The organism is Bacillus sp. LR--39, assembly GCF_053613335.1.
On record NZ_JBSIOT010001498.1, the window covers coordinates 1 to 536 of the forward strand.

The following is a 536-nucleotide window of genomic DNA, read 5'->3' on the forward strand; positions in this document are numbered from 1 at the left end:
GACACACTCCAGCAGACCCAGCAAAGCATCGAGCATATATTGAAAACCGTCGATCACTCTTTAACCCACTATGTGAGTTCGCCGCCTCTCCTTCGCACATTGTCCGAGCCTTTGCACTCAGACCAATTTCAAATCTATAACCAAGTGAACCAAGAGCTCAATTATCTGCAAAGCTTTGATACCGATCTGTCCAACATGACGTTAGTCAGTTATACGAAAAAATGGTACATGAACAATTCCGGTTTGTACCGTTTGAATACAGACACTCTTCATGAAGAAGCCTCAGCGTACACTAAACACAAAGCGAGCCGCTCCTATTGGGCGCTTGAGGAAAACAATCATTTGATTTCAACCAAAGAAGGCACATCAGAAAACTGCCGCTATAATATCAATTTAATTAAGCAGCTTCCTTTGAACAGCACAAATACAAAGGGATTGGCCGCCGCAAGCATCCCGAGCTGTTCGCTTGTCAAAAATATGCCTGGCTATTCAAACGCCAACAACCTGTTTATCATCGATGAAAAAGGCCGCATTAT

At 43.5% G+C, this 536-nt stretch carries 1 pseudogene; it reads left to right on the forward strand.

The annotated features are described in order from the left end of the window. Nucleotides 1–536, forward strand: a pseudogene (locus tag ACWHAR_RS31385) (helix-turn-helix domain-containing protein); the annotation flags it as partial.